Raw genomic sequence first — 22,745 nt, 5'->3', positions numbered from 1 at the left:
AGGTCTTCTTTTGCTTATTTAATGTGGTTTAAAATACGCGGTAAACATAAGGATTGCTAGGTTTTTCAACTTTCTTGAAACTATCCACTTCAAGCGTTGGCAAGCTTTGTCCTAGTTGCTTATGGTAGCGAATAGTGATTTTTCCACTCGCTCTTATCCAAGTATTATTGTCAAAATGCTCTGTATTACCAGTTGTCAGAAGTCCATAAACCCCTGAATCTGCGATACAGTGGATAATACCGAAACGGAAAAGAAACTGGCTGTTTTTATCACTTGGGTCGTTGTAGACAAAGCCAGTAAATTCTAACCGTTTCCCTGCAAATTCATCTGGATAATCATAGAGGACTTCCATGACTTCCATATAATTTTCCGTCGTAACGGAGATGACATCTTTTTTCAGATATTTTTTTGCAGCTGCCCGCATTTCCTTCTCGTAAGCACTTTTAGTAAAATAGGTACTGGTATCAGGCTTCAGGTATTGATTGGTAGTACCTTCATCAGCCTGAATGCTCTTTGAACTACTATCAGCTAGAGGAAAATGGTAGCCCTTAGCAGAAACGGTTGTAGAGTCCAAATTGACCGTTGGAAAGAAGAGAGCAACGATAAGTGGTACAACAAGAAAAGCAATGCTAGCAAATTTTGCTGAGCGGCTCGTCAAATGGCTGTGTACTTTCATTTTTTTCATCCAGACGATGAGCTGCACAATAGCTAGCACGAAAGAAAGTATCATGGAAATATATGCCAAATAAGAAAAATGCATGTTGATGTATTGATTGAGCTTGCCGGAAAGTTGCAGATACATGGTGATTTCAAAGTAACCAGCTAAAATTAGAAAACGAATCATAGCACCACCCCCACAAGCCAAGAGTAAATGACAACAACTAAACTAACAATTCCAATGAATTGCCAGATGAATCGTCCTTTGAGGTAATTTTTCATCATGAGGATATTTTTCACATCTAGCATTGGTCCAATGACGAGAAAAGCCAGGACTGGCGCTAAGCCAAAACTAGAAATGAGCGAACTACCAATAAAGGCATCTGCTTCACTGCAAAGTGAGAGAAGAAATGCAAGCAGCATCAATAGTAAGATAGCCATAAGCGGTGTTGCACTAATGGAAGTCAGAATGCGTGTAGGCACGTAGACTTGCACTAGACTGGCAAAGAGACAACCAAAGACTAAGTAACGACCTGTATCAAAAAATTCGTCAATAGACTGCACAAACACTTGAAATACTTTCTTTGGCTGACTTAAATGGGAGAAGTCGTGTTCATGCTGAATGACTCGATTCTCTTTTTGAATAGTTGCAGTATTGAGAAAGCCAAAGAAAATTCCTAGAACAATTGCTACAATAATAGAACCAAGCGCTCTGAGCAAAGCCATCTTAAGGGAATTCCCGAAGGCAGAATAGGTCGCAAAAAGAACGATAGGATTGATAACAGGTGCTGTCACCATAAAAGGCACAGCCGTGTAACTTGGTACTTTTTTTTCCAAAAAGCGATTGATAATAGGGACAATTCCACATTCGCAAGAAGGGAAAATGAAGCCAATAAACGTACCAAAGAAAATCCTACCCCATTTATTTTTAGGCAGATAGCGATAAACTTTGTCTGGTGTGATATAAACCTCTATAAAACCTGAAATAATGCTCCCAATCAGCACAAAAGGTAGTGCTTCAATAATAATGGAGAGGAAAATCGCACCAGCTTGCAAAACGCTAGGTGGCAGTTGATTAAAAAAGCTCATGACTTTTTAGCCTTTTGCTCTTTTGGGGTCTTTTTTTCTTTTTCATCAGGAAATTCTACTTTTTCGATTTTAGGTAATGTTGCAAATTCTTCAAACATTTTGTCCAAATCATCTGAACGTGTAAATTTAATAGCCATAACAGCCTCCTTTTCCTTTTTAACTATTATACTATCATTTTGAAAATTATGGTGAAATAAAGTCAGCAGAATAGAGATTAGCTTGTGAAAGAAGGAGATGAATGTGGTATAATGTTCTTTATGGAAACAAATATTATCGAACTATCGCAAAGTTTAAAGATTAGTCAGAAGCAAATTGAAAAAGTATTGGAACTGACAGCAGAGGGCAACACGATTCCGTTTATCGCTCGTTATCGGAAAGAAATGACAGGTAATTTGGATGAGGTAGAGATTAAGGCTATTCTTGATTTGGATAAAAGTCTGACGAACCTCAGAGAGCGTAAAGCAACGGTGCTGGCAAAGATTGAGGAACAAGGAAAGCTGACGGACAAATTGCGTGCGGCCATTGAAGCAGCTGAAAAGTTGGCTGATGTGGAAGAACTTTATCTTCCTTACAAAGAAAAACGTCGGACAAAAGCTACGATTGCACGTGAAGCAGGACTTTTTCCTTTGGCACGACTCATATTACAAAATGCTGCCACTCTTCAAGAGGAAGCAACTGCCTTAACTAACGAAACATTTCCGACGGCAGAAGCAGCTCTAGCTGGAGCTGTAGATATTTTAGTGGAAGCCATTTCAGAAGATGTACAACTGCGTGCTTGGACTTATCATGAAATGCTGAAAAATTCAAGCATTGTTTCAACTTTAAAAGATCAAGATTTGGACGAAAAGCAAGTGTTTCAAATTTATTATGACTTTTCCGAAAAAATCGCAGATATGCAGGGGTATCGCACCTTAGCACTGAATCGTGGTGAAAAGCTAGGTGTTCTCAAAGTTAGTTTTGAGAACAATGTAGATAAGATTATCCGCTTCTTTGAAGTGCGCTTTAAGGTCAAAAATGACTACATTCATGAAGCAATCCAGCAAGCTGTGAAAAAGAAAATCATTCCAGCTATGGAACGTCGGATTAGGGCAGAATTGACCGAAACTGCAGGAGGCGGAGCGATTCAACTTTTTTCAGATAATCTGCGAAATCTGCTCTTGATTGCGCCACTCAAAGGACGCGTGGTACTAGGATTTGACCCAGCTTTTCGGACAGGAGCAAAATTAGCAGTCGTAGATGCAACTGGAAAAATGCTGACAACTCAGGTTATCTATCCTGTTCCACCGGCAAAAGCAGCGCAAATTGAAGCTTCTAAGCAAGATTTGTCAGACTTGATTGACCAATTTGGTGTTGAAATCATTGCTATTGGGAATGGAACAGCTAGTCGTGAAAGTGAAGCATTTGTCGCTGAAGTATTGAAAACTCATCCAAACGTCAGCTATGTTATTGTCAATGAAAGCGGTGCGTCTGTTTATTCTGCTAGCGAATTGGCGCGGCATGAGTTCCCTGATTTGACCGTTGAGAAACGTTCGGCTATCTCGATTGCCCGGCGTTTGCAAGACCCTCTTGCAGAGCTAGTTAAAATTGACCCAAAATCAATCGGTGTCGGTCAATACCAACATGATGTGAGCCAGAAGAAATTATCTGAAAGCTTGGATTTTGTCGTAGACACCGTTGTTAACCAAGTCGGCGTTAATATCAATACCGCAAGCCCATCTCTTCTATCGCATGTGGCAGGGTTAAACAAAACGATTTCTGAAAATATTGTCAAATATCGTGAAGAAGAAGGCGTGATTCGCTCGCGTGAGGAGATTAAAAAAGTTCCTCGTCTAGGTGCTAAAGCATTTGAACAGGCGGCAGGGTTCTTACGAATTCCCGAAAGTGACAATGTTTTAGATAATACAGGCGTTCACCCAGAGAGCTATCCAGCTGTTGAGAAATTGTTCCAAACGCTTGCAATTACGGACTTAGATCAAGCCGCTCAAGAAAAATTGCAGTCTTTAGATATCAAAAAAGTTGCTGCAGATTTGAACTTGGGAGAAGCTACCCTCAAGGATATCATTGCAGACTTACTCAAGCCAGGTCGTGATATGCGTGATTCATTTGATGCACCGGTTCTGCGTCAAGATGTCCTTGATATGAAGGACTTACAAATTGGGCAAAAGTTAGAAGGCGTTGTCCGCAATGTTGTTGATTTTGGTGCTTTTGTCGATATTGGCATTCACGAAGACGGCTTGATTCACATTTCTAAGCTTAGTAACAGCTATGTCAAACATCCAAGCCAAGTAGTTTCTGTTGGTGATTTGGTAACCGTGTGGGTGGATAAGCTGGATATAGAAAGAGAAAAGGTCAATCTTTCCTTAGTGGCACCGCGTGAATCTAACTAACTATGTCAGACAAGTCTCTTTGGAAGATTTTGACAAAGAATTTCGACATACGGCTTCTTGGAATAAGCATCTTCGCTCAACAGGTGGACGCTTTTTTTCAAAGGATGGTCATCTTGATTTTAATCCTAGAATCTATGAACAGTTTGGTTTAGAAACCTTCCGAAAAATTGTGCGGCATGAGTTGTGTCACTATCATCTTTACTTTGAAAAGAAGGACTATCGGCATAAGGATCGAGATTTCAAGCAATTATTGAAAGCAGTGGACGGTTTGCGCTATGCCCCTACTTTATCAAGCCAATCAACTTCAAAAACGCTTGTTTATCAATGCTTGCATTGTCGTGCACAATATCATAGAAAAAGACGAATCAATACTGAGCGGTATTGCTGCAGACGTTGTCAAGGGAAACTCATTTTTATCAGACAGTTGCAGTCTTAATGACTATTTTCGCGAAACAATCAGAAATCCGCCTAGGGACGGATGGCATGATGACTGAAATGTGCTACACTAGATTTAGTATCAATGAAAGAGGCTAAATGATTATGAAAACAAAATTTTATAAATTACGCCGAAATAGCGCTGTATCAGGAGTCTTGGCTGGTTTGTCGGACAAATTTGGTTTAGATGTAGGGCTTGTTCGCTTTTTATTCGTTTTATTTACCATTTTTAATTTGGGCTTAGGAATTATCATCTACATCATTTTATCATCTGTGATGCCTTACAAGGAAGACGTAGAAGAAGAAATGTATGGAACAGGACCTCGTAAGCGCAAAGAAGCAGAAGCAATCAAAGAAGATGACGGCTGGTTTTGGTGAGTGTGTTGGAGCAAGCGTTTGGTTATATATGCTAGAAAGGAGTTCGGACAATGGACTCCTTTATTTTGGGAGGAGGAGAAATGGAATATTGGGATGCTTATAATGAGCAAAGAGAGCGACAAGGAGATTTTCTAAAGAGAGGTCAACCAATTGCGGAAGGGCAGTATCACCTTTGTGTCAATGTCTTCGTTCGCCATATAGATGGAGAATTTCTCCTGATGCACCGCAGTCCAAAAAAAGAAATTCATCCTAATTATTATGAGTTTGGTGCAGGAGGGAGTGTGTTGGCTGGTGAAGATAGCATGACCGCAGCCTATCGTGAATTGCGGGAAGAAACTGGGCTGATTCCTAGAAAAATACAACTGATTGAGCAGACGACTTCACCTAAAGATCACTGCCATTTTGATTTTTATGAGGCAATCGTCACAGAGAAAGACGTGAAATATCAAGAAGGTGAAACGGATAGCCACATCTGGCTGAAACCTAGTGAACTCCGTTATTTTATGAATCGTTATCCTTTATTTCAAAATCAAAAACAAATTGTAGAAAAAATGCTCCAGTCAGAGAAGTAGTAAATGCTATATATTATATATGGTTGCATCCATTTTCTTTGCAAAATCAAGGATGAAACTCTCCTTTAATCTCAAAATTTGCTATAATAGAAAAAGAAACTATCAAAGGGGAAGAATATGACTGTAAAGATCAAAGATCTATTAAAAAAAGTCAGATTAAATGTGGTTTATGGCGATGAGAAAATGTTGGAAAGAGAAATTACGACCTCTGATATTTCCCGCCCAGGACTTGAAATGACAGGCTATTTTGACTATTACACACCAGAACGTATCCAGCTAATGGGAATGAAAGAATGGTCTTACTTGATGAAGATGACCTCTCACAATCGCTATCAGGTTTTACGGAAAATGTTTGAACGAGACACTGTTATGATTGTGGCGCGTGATCTGAAAGTACCTGATGAGATGTTGAAGGCTGCAAAGGAAAATAAAATTGTTGTTCTCAGCAGCCGCACACCGACGAGTCGTTTATCCGGTGAAATTTCTAGCTATCTAGATTCACGTTTGGCTGAGCGAACCAGTATTCATGGCGTTCTAATGGATATTTATGGCATGGGTGTCTTGATTCAAGGAGATAGTGGAATCGGAAAAAGCGAGACTGGTTTAGAACTGGTGAAACGGGGACATCGTTTAGTTGCGGATGACCGCGTAGATATCTACGCAAAAGATGAAATGACTCTCTGGGGCGAGCCAGCGGAAATTTTGCGCCATTTACTTGAAATACGCGGTGTTGGGATTATTGATGTCATGAGCCTTTATGGAGCTAGTGCTGTCAAGGATTCATCACAGGTTCAATTGGCTGTTTATCTGGAAAATTATGATGTCAATAAAACATTTGACCGTTTGGGAAATAATGGTGAAGAGTTTGAAGTATCAGGTGTGTCCATTCCAAGGATTCGTATTCCTGTGAAAACGGGTCGCAACATTTCGGTGGTGATTGAAGCAGCAGCGATGAATTACCGTGCTAAAGAGATGGGCTTTGATGCCACGAAGACTTTTGAGGAACGCTTGACCAATCTCATTAGTGAGAATGAGGTGTCTCATGATTAATCCAATTGCATTTAAAATAGGACCTCTAAGTATTCGCTGGTATGCGATTTGTATTGTAACAGGTTTAGTTTTAGCTGTTTATCTGGCTATGCGTGAAGCGCCGCGAAAGAAAATCATTCCAGATGACATTCTTGATTTTATCCTCATTGCGTTTCCCTTAGCAATCGTTGGAGCTCGCATTTATTATGTCATTTTTGATTGGGGCTATTATGCTAAAAATCCTGCTGAGATTTTTGCCATTTGGCACGGAGGAATTGCTATCTATGGCGGTTTAATCACCGGAGCGATTGTCTTGTATTTTTTCTCACAAAGAAAGCTTATCAATACGCTAGACTTTTTAGATATTGCGGTTCCAGGAGTGATGATTGCCCAAAGTCTTGGGCGCTGGGGAAATTTCTTCAATCAAGAGGCTTACGGAGCGGTTGTTAAAAGTCTAAATTACTTACCAAGTTTTATGCGCAACCAAATGTACATTGATGGTCATTACCGACAACCAACTTTTCTTTATGAGTCGGTTTGGAATTTGTTAGGATTTGCTTTAGTGATGGTTGCGAGAAGAAAGAAAAATTTCCTCAAACGTGGAGAAATGACTGGATTTTATCTTGTTTGGTATGGAATAGGTCGCATGGTGATTGAAGGTATGCGAACAGATAGTCTCATGTTTGCGGGCTTGCGTGTGTCGCAATGGTTGTCTGCTGTTCTAGTGGTTGCAGGAATCATTCTCGTCATTTACCAACGCAGAAAAAAAGATACCCCTTATTATTAAAAAGTTAGGAGAAGAAAAATGCTTGAAATTACTTATAGTCTAGTTGCCCTTGCTTTGATTGCTTTGATTGTTTATACGATTTTTTTGGTTAGGAAAATCTCAAATGTCGTTGATGAAACAGAAAAAACAATTCAGGTGTTGACGACAGATGTCAATGTGACACTTTATCAAACCAATGAATTGTTAACGAAAGTGAATGTTTTAGCAGATGATATTAATGGAAAAATGACAACCATTGACCCGCTTTTCACTGCAGTTGCAGATTTATCTGAGTCCGTTTCGGATTTGAATGATTCCGCTCGTCATTTGAGCAAAAAAGCTGCTGCAGCAGGAAAAAATAGTATCAAAGCTGGTGCAACTTTATCGGCTTTACGTATGGTTACTAAACTATTTAAAAAATAAGAAAGAAGGTTTATTATGGGTAAATTTTCATCTATCCTTTTAGGAACAATCTCTGGTGCGGCTGCAGCGGTATTTCTCACAAGTAAAAAAGGAAAAGAAGTGACAGCTAAGGTTTCTGATTTCATGAATGAGGTCAAAGAAAATCCAGATGATTTTAAAGATCAAGTAGTACAAAAAGCCAATCATTTCTCTAATCAAGCTGCAGAAGCAGTCAACCAAGCCAAAGAAAAGGTTGAGAGCGGAGAAATTACAGGTGAAACAATTCTTGACTCTGTGAAAGAAGCAACGAAACAAGTAGTTGACTTCTCACAAGAGAAAATGCAAGAATGGAAAGAAAAAATGACACCAGAAGGTATCTCTCCAGAAGATTTCAAAAAAACTGAGCAAGAACCAGTTGATAAAGAAACCACATCGGAGGATATTGTCATTGATTTGACAGAAAACCAAGAATCGGAAAATGAAGACAAAAAAATTGAGGACTAGCACCTCAATTTTTTTAACTAAATCGATTTTACATCACAACGAATCACAATAAAAACAGTGCCTTTGAAAAAGCAGGCACTTCAATCCCAAAACTATTTATTTCTTTTTCGACGAATAAATGCTTGCTGCATTTTAATGCAGACTAAACTAACACCAATTGCTAAAGTAAAAGCTAAGAAAGTGTTTATTTTAATAGACAGGAATAAAAAGCTAAATAAAGCTGTCAAGATACAAAATGTAGCAATATTCACGAAAAATAGTAATTCTTTCAGGTTTGGATTCGTTTTTGCTTCAGGAATGTAATCTTGATAAAGGGGATATTGTTCTTGCTCTAGTTCTGGATAGGTGTAGTCCTCTTGATAGGACTGATATTTTCTTGCGGTCATGTTCTCTCTCCTTACAGTACTCTCTTATTTTATCATGATTTTAATTAGATAAATATTACATAACGATTACAAAAAGGCTAAAAATGCTTTTCAAATTAAAAATATAGAAGAGAAATCAAAAATATGTTATAATTTTGCTATGAAAAAGATTATCATTACAGCGACAGCTGAGAGCGTTGAACAAGTAAAAGAGCTTTTAGAAGCAGGTGTGGATCGCATTTATGTAGGTGAAAAAGAGTATGGTCTTCGATTACCCCATACTTTTTCTTATGACGAATTGCGGCAGATTGCAGCCCTTGTACATGAGGCAGGCAGAAAGTTGACAGTTGCTGTCAATGCTTTGATGCATCAGGAAATGATGAATAAAATCAAGCCATTTCTAGATTTTTTAGTGGATATTCAGGCAGATTATATTACTGTGGGAGATGCTGGAGTTTTTTATGTGTTAAAACGTGACGGTTATCCGTTTAAGACGATTTATGATGCCTCGACTATGGTTGCTAGCAGTCGTCAAGTAAACTTCTGGGGGCAAAAAGCTGGCGCTTCTGAGGCAGTTCTAGCGCGTGAAATCCCATCTGCTGAACTATTTAAAATGCAAGATATTTTAGAAATTCCTGTTGAGATTTTAGTTTATGGCGCTAGCGTCATTCATCACTCTAAGCGTCCGCTTTTGCAAAATTATTATAATTTCACTCATATTGATGACGAAAAGAGTCGTGAGCGTGATTTATTCCTTGCAGAGCCGAGTGACCCAGATAGCCATTATTCTATTTTTGAGGACAATCATGGGACGCATATTTTTGCAAATAATGATTTGGATATGATGACGAAACTTGGAGAGTTGGTAGAACATGGCTTTACACATTGGAAATTAGAAGGCATTTACACGCCAGGACACAATTTTGTTGAAATTGCCAAACTCTTTGTGCAAGCGCGTGAGCTGATTGAGACCAATCAATTTACACATGATCAGGCTTTCCTTTTGGATGAGCAGATTCATCAATTGCATCCCAAAAATCGTTTCTTGGATACTGGATTTTATGAATATGATCCAGACCAGGTGAAATAAGGAATACAGGTGGTCGCGAGTTGTGACTGCTTGTTTAACATTCACAATCTGCCACTTTAGCTTGCTTTCAAGCCCTTTTTGCTATAAAATAAAAAGGCTAAGTATTAGAATTTAGAAAAGAGCGAGAATATGACAAAAACTTTGAAAAGACCAGAAGTTCTGGGGCCTGCTGGAACGTTGGAAAAATTAAAAGTCGCCATTCGTTATGGAGCGGATGCTGTTTATATTGGCGGACAAGCCTATGGTTTGCGCAGTCGTGCTGGAAATTTTACGTTTGAAGAAATGGAAGAGGGCGTTCAATTTGCTCGTGAACATGGCGCAAAAGTCTATGTGGCTGCGAACATGGTAACCCACGAAGGCAATGAAGAAGGAGCTGGGGAATGGTTCCGCACTTTGCGGGATATTGGCATTTCTGCCGTTATCGTATCTGACCCAGCTTTGATTGCCATTGCTTGTACAGAAGCGCCAGGTTTGGAAGTACACTTGTCAACACAAGCTAGCGCAACAAACTATGAAACCCTGGAATTTTGGAAAGATTTGGGGTTGACACGTGTCGTTTTGGCGCGTGAGGTTTCTATGGAAGAACTAGCAGAAATCCGCAAACACACCGATGTGGAGATTGAAGCTTTTGTTCATGGTGCTATGTGCATTTCTTACTCAGGGCGCTGTACTTTATCTAATCACATGAGCATGCGGGATGCCAATCGTGGGGGCTGCTCTCAATCTTGCCGCTGGAAATATGACCTTTACGATATGCCCTTTGGACAAGAGCGCAAGAGCTTAAAAGGCGAAATTCCAGAAGAATTTTCTATGTCGGCTGTGGATATGTCCATGATTGACCATATTCCAGATATGATTGAAAATGGAGTAGACAGCTTGAAAATTGAAGGACGCATGAAGTCTATTCACTATGTATCTACTGTTTCAAATTGTTACAAGGCGGCAGTAGATGCTTATCTTGAAAGTCCTGAAAAGTTTGAAGCAATCAAGCAAGATTTAGTAGATGAAATGTGGAAAGTTGCGCAACGTGAGTTGGCAACGGGATTTTACTATCATACACCAACTGAAAATGAGCAGCTTTTTGGAGCACGCCGCAAAATTCCGCAATATAAATTTGTGGCAGAAGTGGTGGCTTATGACCCTGATACGCAAACAGCGACTATTCGGCAACGAAATGTCATTAACGAGGGCGACCCAGTTGAATTTTATGGTCCTGGTTTTCGTCATTTTGATGCAGTCATTACAGATTTACACGATTCAGATGGAAATAAAATTAATCGGGCTCCTAATCCGATGGAACTGTTGACGATTTCCTTGCCACATCCAGTTTATCCAGGTGATATGGTACGTAGTCGTAAAGAAGGTTTGATAAATCTTTATAAAGAAGACGGCACAAGTGTCACAGTACGGGCATAAAAATCCACATTGAGAAGAGGTTTGAATGGTTAATTCTGCCTCTTTTCATTTGCAAAAAATATTTTAAAAATTTGGATGTAAACGCTTGCTTTTTTAAAAAAGAAGGTGTACAATATAATTAAAGAAAGATAAGAAAGGGCTGATTCCAATGGGTATCGGAACGTTCATATTTTAAATCGTTTATGATGTATTAGTTTCTATTTGCTAATTGTTTTTCTTAATTGGAGGTATTTGATAAATATTTCTGAAGATGTCATGTAGTGGTTTGTAGAATTGCATCGCGTATAAGGAACGCAAAGTAAGAATAAATAAGAATATTATTTGATGCAGTCGGTAGAAGCTTTTTAATGATTTTCACGCTTTGGTATAAAACCGCTATTGTTTTAGATGAAAAAACTTGTTTTTGATATATTGTGGACAAGAAAATCATTCTTTAATAAAATAACGATGGAATCATCATAAGAATCTCTTTTCAGATAATTACTTTCTGAAAGTCTATCTATCACTTATTAGCAAATAGAGACGGCTCCTAGCTTTCTGTAGATATACAGTAACTAGGAGTTTTTTGTATGCTCTGTTCTTTGAAAAAAATCATGAAAAGTAGTATAATAAATTGGATATGCAAAAGATTTGCAAAACTGTAATTCGACTTGGGATTCCAAGGACCGTTAGTAAAAAAATTTGAAAAGGAGAATCAATGAGCAATATTAAATTGATTGCTTTAGGTGGCGTACGTGAGAATGGAAAAAATCTTTACATCGCTGAAGTGGATGAATCTATTTTCGTCCTGGATGTCGGATTAAAATATCCAGAAAATGAACAGCTTGGTGTGGATTTTGTTATTCCAAATATGGACTATTTGTTTGAAAATAAGGACCGTATTGCAGGGGTCTTTTTGACACACGGGCATGCAGATGCAATTGGTGCCTTGCCTTATTTATTGGCTGAAACGAAAGTTCCTGTATTTGGCTCAGAATTGACGATTGAGTTGGCTAAGTTATTTGTCAAAGGAAATGATACGGTCAAAAAGTTCAATGATTTTCATGTGATTGATGAAGACACAGAGATTGATTTTGGTGGTACGGTTGTATCTTTCTTTAAAACAACGCACTCTATTCCAGAGAGTTTAGGGATTGTTTTGAAAACGTCTGAAGGCAATATTGTTTACACAGGTGATTTCAAGTTCGACCAAACGGCTAGTCAGTCTTATGCAACAGATTTTGCTCGCTTGGCGGAAATTGGTCGTGAAGGCGTTCTAGCTCTTCTTAGTGATTCTGCAAATGCGGATAGTACGATTCAAGTGGCAAGTGAGAGCGAAGTTGCAAAAGAAATTAGCAATACGATTGGTGATTGGGAAGGGCGCGTGATTGTTGCGGCGGTTGCAAGCAATCTTTCTCGGATTCAACAAGTCTTTGAAGCTGCTGCTAGGACAGGGCGTCGTGTTGTGTTGACTGGATTTGACATTGAAAATATCGTTCGTACAGCTATTCGCTTGAAGAAATTATCACTTGTGGACGAACGTTTGCTAATCAAACCAAAAGAAATGTCCAAGTTTGAAGATCATGAGTTGATTATTTTGGAAACTGGGCGTATGGGTGAGCCAATCAATGGCTTGCGCAAGATGTCTATTGGTCGTCACCGTTATGTAGAAATCAAAGAAGGTGATTTGGTTTATATTGTTACAACACCGTCTATCGCAAAAGAAGCCTTGGTGGCACGTGTAGAAAACATGATCTACCAAGCAGGTGGTGTTGTCAAACTAATTACGCAAGATTTGCGAGTGTCTGGACATGGAAATGAGCGCGATTTGCAATTGATATTAAACCTCTTGCAGCCAAAATTCTTGTTCCCAATTCAAGGAGAATATCGTGAATTGGCAGCGCATGCTAAAGCTGCAATGGCAATTGGTATGTTGCCAGAAAACATTTTTATTCCAAAACGCGGTAGCATTATGGAATATGAAAAAGGAGATTTCTTACTTGCTGGTGCAGTCCCTGCTGGCGATGTCATGATTGACGGAAATGCGATTGGTGATGTAGGGAATATCGTTCTTCGTGACCGTAAAGTTCTGTCTGAAGACGGTATCTTTATCGTCGCCATTACGGTGAACCGTCGTGACAAGAAGATTATTTCCAAAGCTAAGGTTCATACGCGTGGATTTGTTTATGTCAAGAAAAGCCGTGATATTTTGCGTGAAAGTTCTGACTTAATCAATAAAACAGTGGAAGATTATCTTGCAAAAGATAATTTTGACTGGGGTGAACTGAAGGGAGCTGTGCGTGATAATCTTGCGAAATATCTCTTTGAGCAAACCAAACGTCGTCCAGCAATTTTACCTGTTGTAATGGAAGTGCGTTAAGAAAATAAATAAGTAAGTACATTTAACCTATAGTAACAAAAATAGTGGGGTCAGGACGTTTGTTCCAACCCCTTTCTTACATTTATATGAAAAGGAGAAAAAATGGCATTTTTTGAAATAGAATATCATTCAGTAGTACTAGAAATGGAGCGTCGTGTCAATGTCATATATCCTGATGCGGATGCAGTAGCTCCCGGTCAGGTAGCAGATACGGATATTCCCGTTCTTTACCTTTTGCACGGCATGGGCGGCAATGAAAATTCGTGGCGCAAACGGACGAATATTGAGCGTTTACTGCGCTATACAAATTTAATTGTCATTATGCCGTCAACAGATCTTGCTTGGTACACCAATACTGCTTATGGATTGAAGTATTATGATGCCATAGCAAAAGAATTGCCTGAGGTTATGCATCGTTTCTTTCCTAATATGAGTCGGAAACGAGAGAAAACCTTTATTGTAGGTCTGTCAATGGGAGGTTATGGGGCTTATAAAATAGCCTTGACGACAGATCGATTCTCCTATGCAGGGTCATTTTCAGGCGCTATTGGGCTCGGTTTGGATGATGTGGACATAGAAGAACTTCCTGGCGGTACGCTCAACTATTGGCAAGGTGTGTTTGGTGATTTGAAAGCAGTTGATGTCAAGCGGCATTTTTTGACGACAATGGCAAAGAAGTCAGATAAAAAGACTAAATTTTACGCTTGGTGTGGGGAGCAAGATTTTCTTTATCGAGCAAATGAAGTAGCTGTTAAACAATTGCGCGAATGTAGCTTAGATATCACCTATCATCATAATCCGGGAAAGCACGAGTGGTATTACTGGGAAAAACAATTAGAGGAATTTCTGAAATGGCTGCCGATTGATTTTGAAGTAGAAGAGCGCTTATCCTAAAGTTGCTTGAGAGATGCCCTTTTTGACAGAAATTTACATTTTTTTGTCAATATTTTATTCTTTCTTTTACAGTTCTCTATGTTAAGAAATTTTTAAGCGAATCTCATTATACTTACTCTTTACATTTGAGATTAGGAGGGAAGTATGAGGTTTATATTTCGAATATTTTCGGCGCTGTTGCGCTTGATATGGCGTTTAGTTTATAGCCTTGCATTAACAGCACTCTTTTTAGTGGGAATCTTGTATGTCATTAGTCCTTCTAAAAGCAATTTTTCGACAACACTTCAGCAAGATGTCAGTCAAATTTATCGATATGTAAGTGGACAGGATAGTCAGCTAGGTGTCGGGCAAAATGTGAAAGACCTGACCAAACAGCTATCGGACAATCATGGTCACCAAGCGTCTGGTGTCCGATGGGACACAGCGAGTGCTACGGTTTATATAGATACACAAGACGAGACATTTCGCTCAGCTTATCAGGAAGCTATTCGTGCCTGGAATCAAACGGGTGCCTTTACTTTCCAGATTGTAAATGATAAAAATCAAGCCAATATTGTAGCTACAGAGATGAATAATAGCACTGTCAGTGCGGCAGGCGAAGCAGAATCCAAAACCAATTTGCTGACCAAGCGTTTTACAAATGTAACTGTTCGACTAAATTGTTATTATCTATTAAACAGTCAATATAGCTACTCTTATGAGCGAATCGTAAACACAGCAGAGCATGAACTGGGACATGCGATTGGATTGGAACACAATGAAGAAAAATCTGTTATGCAATCTGCTGGCTCGTTTTATGGTATTCAAGCAGTAGATGTTCAAACAGTAAAGGAGTTGTATCAATCATAAAATGTTAAAAAATATATTTAAAGTCATTAGATATTTCCCAGAGCAAGTTTTTTTGTTTGTCTTTAATTCTAGTATTTTTGCATGGTTATGGAAAAGTGGCTCTGATATTGCAAATCGTATTGGAGTGACAGCTGCATGGCAAGAACATGTTCCGGCACCCATTCAGAATTTCTTTGGTCAAAGCAGTCAAGATGTTCAAGGCTTTTTCAATCATTCAGCCGTGATGTGGTTGATTGGTTCGATGATGATCCTTTGGGTGATTCGTTTTGTAAAAGGAATCATCAAATTAGGGCTTTTTGCTTTGATTATTCTATTAGGTGTTTACCTTGTGATGCAAAATCAAGAAATTTTAAGTAGTTTTAAATGAAAATGCGGTCAAAATGAACCGCATTTTTGTTTTCTAAGATAGCAGTTAGGATAGGAATCTGCTATAATAGGTTTATGATTATTTTACAAGCAAATAAGATTGAACGCTCTTTTGCAGGGGAGCTTCTTTTTGACAATATTAACCTGCAGGTGGATGAGGGCGATAGGATTGCCCTAGTCGGTAAAAATGGAGCTGGAAAGTCAACCCTGCTCAAGATTTTAGTGGGTGAGGAAGAGCCTACTTCTGGTCAAATCAATAAAAAACGAGATCTTTCCCTGTCCTATCTGGCTCAGGACAGCCGCTTTGAGTCGGAGAATACCATCTATGACGAGATGCTACTGGTCTTTGATGGCTTGCGTCAGCAGGAGAAGAAGTTGCGTCAGATGGAGCTGTCTATGGGGGATTTGACTGGGACGGATCTGGAAAAACTGATGACAGATTATGACCGCTTGTCAGAGGCTTTCCGTCAGGCAGGCGGCTTTACCTATGAGGCAGATATTCGTGCGATTCTTAATGGTTTCAAGTTTGATGAGTCTATGTGGCAGATGAAGATAGAAGAGCTTTCGGGCGGGCAGAATACTCGACTGGCTTTAGCAAAAATGCTGTTGGAAAAGCCAGATTTATTGGTACTCGATGAGCCAACTAACCACTTAGATATAGAGACGATTGCTTGGCTAGAAAACTACTTGAGCAACTATAGCGGAGCTCTCATCATCGTTAGTCACGACCGTTATTTCCTAGACAAAGTAGCCACTGTGACGCTGGATTTGACCCAGCACTCGTTGGATCGCTATGTGGGAAATTATTCTAGCTTTGTTCAGCAAAAGGAGCAGAAGCTCTTGACAGAGGCCAAGAATTATGAAAAGCAGCAGAAGGAGATTGCTGCTTTGGAGGATTTTGTTAATCGCAATCTAGTTCGGGCATCTACAACCAAGCGCGCTCAATCCAGACGCAAACAGCTAGAAAAAATGGAGCGTCTTGACAAGCCAGACAGAGGCAGTCGTTCTGCTAATATGACCTTTCGCTCGGCTAAGCCTTCTGGAAATGTCGTTCTGACTGTAGAAGATGCGGCTATCGGTTATGATAACCAAGTGTTATCCGAGCCTATCAATCTGGATATTCGCAAATTTAACGCAGTAGCTATTGTTGGACCAAATGGTATTGGCAAAACAACTCTTATCAAGTCCATTGTGGGACAAATTCCTTTTATCCGTGGTCAGGAGCATCTGGGGGCAAATGTGGAGCTGGGCTACTATGACCAGACTCAAAGCCGATTGACACCGAGCAATTCAGTCTTAGACGAGCTTTGGAATGATTTTAAACTAACGCCAGAAGTGGAAATTCGCAATCGTCTGGGTGCCTTTCTCTTTTCAGGCGATGATGTCAAAAAGTCTGTCAGCATGCTGTCAGGTGGGGAACGAGCACGGCTTTTACTGGCTAAGCTGTCTATGGAAAACAAGAATTTTCTGGTGCTGGATGAGCCAACTAACCACCTAGATATTGATAGTAAAGAGGTGTTGGAGAATGCCTTGATTGATTTTGACGGCACTCTGCTCTTTGTCAGTCATGACCGCTACTTTATCAACCGAGTTGCCACGCAGATTATCGAGCTTTCTGATACTGGCTCCACTCTTTATCTGGGCGATTATGACTATTATCTGGAGAAAAAAGCAGAGCTGGAAGCTTTGAGAGAGGAGAAAGCTTCCGTGACAGAACTCGCTCAGCTTCAGCCAGTCACCAACTACCAACTCCAGAAAGAAACGCAGAAAGAAGCTCGAAAATTAGCTCGCCGTTTGGAGCAGCTGGAAGCTGAAATTGAAGAGCTGGAGATGCAAACGACCGAGTTGACTACAGCTATGCAGGAAACCAATGACGCAAGCGAACTCATGGAGCTTCAGCAAAAGCTAGACCAGCTGACTGAACAGCAGAAAGCAGCCATGACAGAGTGGGAAGAAGTGGCAAAACAGGTGTGAGCGAGCTATTTTTAAGTCAAGAAAGTTCATCCGAAGCGAAGAAATTCTTCCCTGAGACCAAATCCCGAACGTTTCAAACGGGGATGAGAGTTTTTTGAGTAAAAAACCTCGTCTTTCATGAAGGATGAGGCAACTTTTAAGTAATTTGCCATTTTCCATATGCGGACGAGAAGTTTTAGAGGAAAATAGCTTTGTCCAGTTTTCGGAAGGAAGTTTTTGGAACAAATTCCGAACATTATTGTTTCGGACAAAGCTTTTTTGAAAAAATAATGTCGGCCGATTTTCGGACAAGAAGATTTTGACAAAAAAAGACGTGTCCGAAAGTAAAATCCGAACATTTGAGACGGAATTACCCATATCCCATTTTTTCTAGTAAGGTTATTTTGCTCGCCCGTTTGAATGAAGGAACTTTTAGGGCGAAGAAAGAATTTGATTGACGGGGAAAGTCAGGGGAAGTGTTCCATTTACTTGCTTTATCAGTAGTCCCCAGTCTTTTGAGGGCGATATATGGAAGTAGCAATCTTTGTAGAAGAGCAGATGAAATGCCTGTTGACCTAGAGGTTCAAATACTAGATTTGAAGTAGTACAGCTTTAATGTAATATCTGAAAAGACTAAAAATTGTGAAAGGAGTTAATATTGAAGAAATGGAAGCTTTAGGCAAGGTGTTTCGTGATTTTCGCTTGAATGGTAATTATTCTCTTGCTCAGGCAGCGGGGAATCAGGTATCAACTTCTCAGCTGTCCCGTTTTGAACGAGGAGAGTCTGAGCTAACAGTGGATAAGTTCTTAGCGGTTCTGGATAATATTCAGGTCAGTGTGGAAAATTTTATGGATGCAGCTAGAAACTACCAACGAGCTGAAATTGTTGAATTTATGTCCCACATTGTCCCGCTCTATTATGCTAAAGATATTGAAGGTTTTCAGAAGTTGCAGCATCAGGAGAGAGAAAAAGCTAGACAGCGACAGGATAGCCTCATTCATGAGCTCAATATTATCTTGGTACAAGGACTAATTTGTCAGCGAGATAATCGTTATGAGATGAAACCGGCTGGCCTAGAGCGTGTGGCGGATTACCTTTTTCAGAGAGAAAATTGGGGAATGTATGAGCTGATTTTAATCGGAAATCTTTATTCGTTCTATGAGGTGGACTATGTTTATCGGATGGGTAAGGAAGTTTTAGAGCGTGAATATTTTTATGAAAATATCAACAAGCATCGTCGGTTGGTTTTGATTTTGGCTCTGAATTTTTACCTGCATTGCTTAGAGGGAAAGGATTTTGAGAAAGCAACGTATTTCAAGAACGCAGTTGCTAAAATTTTAGATAAAGAAATTAAGCTTTACGAGCGGACAATTTTTCTCTATGTCAAGGGCTTTGAAGCATATCAAAAAGGTCAGCAGGAGCAAGGTATTGCAAAAATGAAAGAAGCTATTCAGATTTTTGAGACCTTAGAATTACCCGAACAAGTTGATTATTATCAAGAACATTACCAGAAATTTATTACACAAAAAATATAAAAAGAGAGACACTTTTCCCAAATACGGGAAAAATAGTGCCTTTCTTTTTTTATTTGTTAAAATATAAAAAAATAATTTGGAGGTTTCTTTATGAACAAACAAGCGGTACAACTCATTGCACGCGGAGCTATCAACAAGATTGGCAATATGCTCTATGATTATGGAAACAGTATTTGGCTAGCGTCGTTAGGAGTTATAGGTCAGACCGTTTTAGGAATTTACCAATTGTCCGATTTAATAACAGCTATTTTATTCAATCCTTTCGGCGGTGTTATCACCGATCGTTTTTCTAAACGAAAAGTCTTAATGACAACTGACTTGATTTGTTCTCTCCTGTGTTTAGGAATTTCCTTTATTACTCATAAACAGTTGATGATTGGAGCTCTCATTTTCGCCAATGTGGTGCAAGCTATTGCTTTTTCTTTCTCACGACCAGCAAACAAATCCTATATCACCGAGATTGTAAATAAAGAGGAAATCGTAGCTTACAATTCTCATTTGGAGGTGGTTTTGCAGTTAATCAGTGTGTCAGCTCCTGTCCTCTCTTTCTTAGTCATGAACTATGCCAATCTGCGGATTACTTTGCTTTTAGATGCACTGAGTTTTTTCCTCGCCTTTATTTTGGTTTATTTCCTACCTAACAAAGAACCAGAAATGAAATCAACTGGTAGGCTGACAGTAAGAGCAATTTTGGAAGATATGCGAGAAGGAGTGCTTTATATTCGACAACAAAAGGAAATCTTCTTTCTACTCGTAGTAGCATCTAGCGTTAATTTTTTCTTTGCAGCTTTTAACTACCTCCTACCTTTCACTAATCAGCTTTTTCAGCAAAAAGGAGCTTATGCGACCATTTTGACAATGGGAGCTATCGGCTCCATCATTGGAGCACTCTTGGCAAGTAAGATTAAGGATACTATGGAGAATTTGCTAACCACCCTTTGTCTGACAGGTTTAGGAGTTGTAATAATAGGGAGTTCTGCTATTTTTCCTGTTCCTGGTTATCTAGCTTATGGCGGTAATTTTCTTTGTGAGTTATTCATGACAGTTTTTAACATTCATTTTTTCAGCCAGGTGCAAACCAAGGTTGACAATCAGTATTTAGGTCGAGTATTCTCTGCTATTTTTACACTGGCTATTCTTTTTATGCCGCTTGCAACAGCAATTATGACATTGATTCCAAGCGTACACCTGTTTTCTTTTATTGTCATTGGCATTGGAGTGATGAGTCTGGCTGTTTTCTCAATTTTTTATCAAAAATCATTGCACACAAAAGGAAGCTGAGACAAAAGTGCTCAGTTTCCTTTGCTTATATAGTCATAATTATAAGACGCAGTAGTTTGGAGAAGCTCTATTGACTTTAGTCAATGTAGAGTTTCCAATGCACAATTGATTAGGCACTTTAGTGCCAATCAAACACTGCTGAGTGGACTCTAATGCGTTGATAAATCAACTTTTACATCCCCACTCTCATTTTATACCCCTATTCAAACTCTGCCTTGCTCTTGACGTCGCCGTATTCTTCGGGGACTTCTTGCGCTAGAATGTCCTCGTAGTTGGCGAGTGGAATCTCTTGACCGTATTTATTCTTCAGGGCGGTTGTCACTAGGCGGTAAGCTAGATTGGCATTGCGGGATAGGATAGGACCGTGGAAGTAAGAGCCAAAGACATTCTTGTAGTGCACGCCTTCGCTTTGGTCTTCCTTGTTGTTTCCATTCCCATAAATAATTCTGCCGAGCGGTTTTTCATCTTCAGATAGGAATGTCCGTCCTTGGTGATTTTCAAAACCATAGTAGGTTTCGTCAAATTCATCATTATGAATCTTGATGTCGCCGATATAGCGATTATTTTTTTGATTGAGAGTGTAATGTCCCATAATTCCAAGTCCCTCAATCCGCCGACCAGAAGCTTCAATGTAATATTGACCTAGAAGCTGAAAGCCACCACAAATAGCTAGCACCACGCCGTCATGATTGATAAATTCTTCCAAACTATCTTTTTTTGCAGGCAGATCTCGTGCCACAATGGTCTGCTCGTAGTCTTGCCCTCCGCCGAAAAACGCCAAATCATAGTAATCTTTATCAAACTCATCTTCAAGTGAGACAATATCAACTTGAACGCGAGCGCCTAACTTTTCAGCTACATATTTGAGCATGAGAATATTGCCATTGTCACCGTAGGTATTCATGAGATTGCCATAGAGATGAGCAATCTTCAAATCATAAGTATAATCCCGATTTTCAGGAGAAGTTAGTGATGTATAAACCATTAGTTCATCTCCTTTCTGACGACTTGATGAGAAGCCAGCAATTCGCGAAACTCTAGCATGGCGGTGTAAGTAGCTAGGATATAGGCATGCTTGGTTTCTTGGTTTTTAATTTTTTCAAAGACCCGGCTTAAATCAGCTACTTCACTGATTTGTTCAGCATTATAGCCAGTCACCCGCAAGCGTCGGGCAATCTCAGAATGACGAACCCCGCCAGCAATCATATGCGGGATATCCATGTTTAAAACCTGCTCAAAATCTGCATCCCAGATCCAGCTCGTATCGATACCGTCCGCATAATTAGCATTGAGCAGAACTGACAAGCTAAATGGATAAGGAGCTAGTTTAATCATTTCTAGAGCTTGCGTGGCTCCAACAGGATTTTTAATGAGAACTAGCGTACACTCCTTGTCGCCAATCTTGAAAGTTTCCTGACGTCCGAAAACAGCTCTGCTCTTGTCAAAACCAGTCTTGATAGTAGTTGGCTCAACTCCAAAGAATTGAGCAACAGAAACGGCAGCTAAAGCGTTGTAGATATTGTAGAGGCCACCGATATTGATGTGATAGCTTTGACCGTCAATGACAAAATCCGAACTGTTGTGACGAAGACTGGTCAATTGGGTTAGTTTGTAGTCTAATTCAGGGCGCCTAAAGCCACAGTGCTCACAAATATAATCGCCTAGATTGGCATAAGTGTTGAGCTTGTATTTTAGAATGTGCTGACATTTAGGACAGAGAATACCCTCCGTATTGTAATGAGCTAGTTTTGGCTCTCCTTTTTCTGTATCAAAACCATAATATTGAACCGGATTTTTGAGAGTAACAGAGTTAAACAGCGGACTGTCTCCATTTAGCAAGACGGTTGCCGTAGGAACCTTTTGAGCAGCATCCAAAATCATTTGGTAGGTCGTGTAAATTTCTCCGTAACGATCCATTTGGTCGCGGAAAATATTGGTAAAGACGAAAAGGCTCGGTTTAATGTAGTCGCAAATGCGTGAGAGGCTAGCTTCATCAATTTCCAGTATAGCGATATTCTTACCAGATTTTCCTTTTTTAGCGGTCAGAAAAGTTGTGGTAATCCCCGTAATCATATTGGCTCCGCTGGGATTGGTCACAACTTCGCCAAAAGCCTCTTTGAGGATGCCAACTGTCAGAGCAGTAGTCAGAGTTTTACCGTTTGTCCCTGTAATCACCACTACTTTGTAATCACGAGCTAGTGTGTTTAAAATGTCGTTGTCAAATTTCAGAGCAAGTTTTCCAGGCAGAGTTGAACCACGTCCCAGTTTGCTTAAAACAAAATGGGAGGATTTCCCTGCAAGAGTGCCCAACATAGTATTTATCTTCATAAGAAATATTTTATCATAAAAAAGTAAAGAAGGTTACAGAAAAATATCTTGAAAAGTGATATAATAGTCAAGAACGTTTTTAGGTTGAG

The 22,745-nt window shown here is 39.6% G+C and carries 23 protein-coding genes; 17 read left to right on the top strand and 6 right to left on the bottom strand.

Annotation, left to right across the window (positions count from 1 at the left end; translation table 11 throughout):
- Positions 1–28: 28 nt before the first annotated feature.
- The 3 genes from IYQ23_RS01350 to IYQ23_RS01340 are packed head-to-tail and all read right to left on the bottom strand — an operon-like array spanning position 29 to position 1,883.
- On the bottom strand, positions 29–844 hold the full coding sequence (locus tag IYQ23_RS01350; protein ID WP_195673862.1) for a TIGR03943 family putative permease subunit: 816 nt from the start codon (positions 842–844) through the stop codon (positions 29–31).
- Positions 841–1,746 (bottom strand): permease, encoded by a 906-nt coding sequence (locus IYQ23_RS01345; RefSeq protein WP_195673861.1) that lies wholly within the window; start codon positions 1,744–1,746, stop codon positions 841–843. Before IYQ23_RS01345 ends, IYQ23_RS01350 begins: the two co-directional genes overlap by 4 nt.
- The gene (locus tag IYQ23_RS01340; protein ID WP_003035023.1) at positions 1,743–1,883 is read right to left on the bottom strand and encodes an SPJ_0845 family protein; all 141 of its coding nucleotides are present in this window, start codon (positions 1,881–1,883) and stop codon (positions 1,743–1,745) included. The genes IYQ23_RS01345 and IYQ23_RS01340 overlap by 4 nt, the downstream gene beginning before the upstream one ends.
- A gap of 120 nt (positions 1,884–2,003) precedes the next feature.
- Between IYQ23_RS01340 and IYQ23_RS01335 the strand changes: the two genes are divergently transcribed.
- The 8 genes from IYQ23_RS01335 to IYQ23_RS01300 all read left to right on the top strand — a co-directional run bounded on the left by IYQ23_RS01335 (position 2,004) and on the right by IYQ23_RS01300 (position 8,219).
- Entirely contained in the window at positions 2,004–4,133 is a 2,130-nt protein-coding gene (locus tag IYQ23_RS01335) for a Tex family protein (RefSeq protein WP_195673860.1), read from the top strand.
- Entirely contained in the window at positions 4,120–4,569 is a 450-nt protein-coding gene (locus tag IYQ23_RS01330) for a SprT family protein (RefSeq protein WP_195673859.1), read from the top strand. Before IYQ23_RS01335 ends, IYQ23_RS01330 begins: the two co-directional genes overlap by 14 nt.
- Before the next feature lie 104 nt (positions 4,570–4,673).
- Positions 4,674–4,946, top strand: coding sequence for a PspC domain-containing protein (locus IYQ23_RS01325; protein ID WP_324253099.1), 273 nt, complete (start codon positions 4,674–4,676; stop codon positions 4,944–4,946).
- 50 nt (positions 4,947–4,996) lie between these two features.
- Positions 4,997–5,518, top strand: coding sequence for an NUDIX hydrolase (locus tag IYQ23_RS01320; protein WP_195673857.1), 522 nt, complete (start codon positions 4,997–4,999; stop codon positions 5,516–5,518).
- A 117-nt stretch (positions 5,519–5,635) separates the two neighbouring features.
- On the top strand, positions 5,636–6,568 hold the full coding sequence (gene hprK, locus IYQ23_RS01315) for an HPr(Ser) kinase/phosphatase (protein ID WP_003032689.1): 933 nt from the start codon (positions 5,636–5,638) through the stop codon (positions 6,566–6,568).
- Entirely contained in the window at positions 6,561–7,334 is a 774-nt protein-coding gene (lgt, locus tag IYQ23_RS01310; RefSeq protein WP_195672888.1) for a prolipoprotein diacylglyceryl transferase, read from the top strand. The genes hprK and lgt overlap by 8 nt, the downstream gene beginning before the upstream one ends.
- Positions 7,335–7,352: 18 nt before the next feature.
- Positions 7,353–7,736 carry a DUF948 domain-containing protein gene (locus IYQ23_RS01305; RefSeq protein WP_195673856.1) on the top strand — a complete coding sequence of 128 codons (384 nt, stop codon included), beginning with the start codon at positions 7,353–7,355 and terminating at the stop codon, positions 7,734–7,736.
- Positions 7,737–7,751: 15 nt separating this feature from the next.
- Positions 7,752–8,219, top strand: coding sequence for a YtxH domain-containing protein (locus IYQ23_RS01300; RefSeq protein ID WP_106100543.1), 468 nt, complete (start codon positions 7,752–7,754; stop codon positions 8,217–8,219).
- Positions 8,220–8,311: 92 nt separating this feature from the next.
- Here the strand turns inward: IYQ23_RS01300 and IYQ23_RS01295 are convergent, their stop codons facing one another.
- Positions 8,312–8,605 (bottom strand): DUF3270 domain-containing protein, encoded by a 294-nt coding sequence (locus IYQ23_RS01295; protein ID WP_195672886.1) that lies wholly within the window; start codon positions 8,603–8,605, stop codon positions 8,312–8,314.
- 139 nt (positions 8,606–8,744) lie between these two features.
- On the opposite strand from IYQ23_RS01295, the gene IYQ23_RS01290 reads away from it, so the two are divergent.
- From IYQ23_RS01290 to IYQ23_RS01250, 9 genes are all read left to right on the top strand, one after another.
- On the top strand, positions 8,745–9,674 hold the full coding sequence (locus IYQ23_RS01290; protein ID WP_195673855.1) for a peptidase U32 family protein: 930 nt from the start codon (positions 8,745–8,747) through the stop codon (positions 9,672–9,674).
- A 129-nt stretch (positions 9,675–9,803) separates the two neighbouring features.
- A complete protein-coding gene (locus IYQ23_RS01285; RefSeq protein WP_195673854.1) occupies positions 9,804–11,090 on the top strand; it encodes a peptidase U32 family protein in 1,287 nt (428 codons plus the stop codon).
- 697 nt (positions 11,091–11,787) lie between these two features.
- On the top strand, positions 11,788–13,449 hold the full coding sequence (locus tag IYQ23_RS01280) for a ribonuclease J (protein WP_195673853.1): 1,662 nt from the start codon (positions 11,788–11,790) through the stop codon (positions 13,447–13,449).
- 102 nt (positions 13,450–13,551) lie between these two features.
- On the top strand, positions 13,552–14,343 hold the full coding sequence (locus tag IYQ23_RS01275) for an alpha/beta hydrolase (RefSeq protein ID WP_195673852.1): 792 nt from the start codon (positions 13,552–13,554) through the stop codon (positions 14,341–14,343).
- A 144-nt stretch (positions 14,344–14,487) separates the two neighbouring features.
- A complete protein-coding gene (locus IYQ23_RS01270) occupies positions 14,488–15,192 on the top strand; it encodes a matrixin family metalloprotease (protein WP_195673851.1) in 705 nt (234 codons plus the stop codon).
- Position 15,193: 1 nt separating this feature from the next.
- Positions 15,194–15,559 (top strand): hypothetical protein, encoded by a 366-nt coding sequence (locus IYQ23_RS01265; protein WP_195673850.1) that lies wholly within the window; start codon positions 15,194–15,196, stop codon positions 15,557–15,559.
- A gap of 74 nt (positions 15,560–15,633) precedes the next feature.
- A complete protein-coding gene (locus tag IYQ23_RS01260; protein WP_195673849.1) occupies positions 15,634–17,532 on the top strand; it encodes an ABC-F family ATP-binding cassette domain-containing protein in 1,899 nt (632 codons plus the stop codon).
- Positions 17,533–18,177: 645 nt separating this feature from the next.
- Positions 18,178–19,047, top strand: a complete 870-nt coding sequence (locus IYQ23_RS01255; RefSeq protein WP_195673848.1) for a helix-turn-helix domain-containing protein — start codon at positions 18,178–18,180, stop codon at positions 19,045–19,047.
- A 90-nt stretch (positions 19,048–19,137) separates the two neighbouring features.
- The gene (locus IYQ23_RS01250) at positions 19,138–20,328 is read left to right on the top strand and encodes an MFS transporter (protein WP_150889434.1); all 1,191 of its coding nucleotides are present in this window, start codon (positions 19,138–19,140) and stop codon (positions 20,326–20,328) included.
- 199 nt (positions 20,329–20,527) lie between these two features.
- On the opposite strand, the gene gatD is transcribed toward IYQ23_RS01250, so the two are convergent.
- Together gatD and murT are read right to left on the bottom strand one after the other, a co-directional pair.
- On the bottom strand, positions 20,528–21,313 hold the full coding sequence (gene gatD / locus IYQ23_RS01245; RefSeq protein WP_003025079.1) for a lipid II isoglutaminyl synthase subunit GatD: 786 nt from the start codon (positions 21,311–21,313) through the stop codon (positions 20,528–20,530).
- Positions 21,313–22,656 carry a lipid II isoglutaminyl synthase subunit MurT gene (gene murT / locus IYQ23_RS01240; protein ID WP_195673847.1) on the bottom strand — a complete coding sequence of 448 codons (1,344 nt, stop codon included), beginning with the start codon at positions 22,654–22,656 and terminating at the stop codon, positions 21,313–21,315. The genes gatD and murT overlap by 1 nt, the downstream gene beginning before the upstream one ends.
- Between the last annotated feature and the right edge of the window lie 89 nt (positions 22,657–22,745).

The sequence above is a fragment of the Streptococcus sp. HF-100 genome, assembly GCF_015594635.1.
Classification (GTDB): Bacteria; Bacillota; Bacilli; order Lactobacillales; family Streptococcaceae; genus Streptococcus; species Streptococcus vaginalis.
This window is presented reverse-complemented; position numbering and strand designations above follow the sequence as displayed.